The 280-nt window shown below is 76.4% G+C and carries 1 protein-coding gene; it reads right to left on the reverse strand.

The annotated features are described in order from the left end of the window. On the reverse strand, positions 1-266 hold a 266-nt coding region (locus ACFFNX_RS52310; RefSeq protein ID WP_378213936.1), incomplete at its 3' end, for a putative RNA methyltransferase. Positions 267-280: the final 14 nt, after the last annotated feature.

Below are 280 nucleotides of genomic sequence, written 5' to 3' on the forward strand. Positions count from 1 at the left end.
CCGGCCGGGGCGTGCTCGGCCGCCCGCTCGGCGACCAGCCCGGCGAGCGGCGCGTAGTGGCCGCCGTCGAGGAACTCCGCGCGGGCGGCGACCATGGCCGCCGTGTCGGCGGTGCCGGTACGGACGTTGCCGGTCAGCAGCCCCGCGTACCCCTGCCGGGCGACGTCGAAGGCGTGCCTGGCAGGGCAGCGCAGGGAACGTCCGCCGAGTGTCAGATCGGCGCCGCAGACGGGGCAGCGCAGGAGGGAGACGACGTCGGTGAGCATCCGTTACGCGCTGG

The sequence above is a fragment of the Actinoallomurus acaciae genome (genome assembly GCF_042429965.1).
GTDB classification, from domain to species: Bacteria; Actinomycetota; Actinomycetes; order Streptosporangiales; family Streptosporangiaceae; genus Actinoallomurus; species Actinoallomurus acaciae.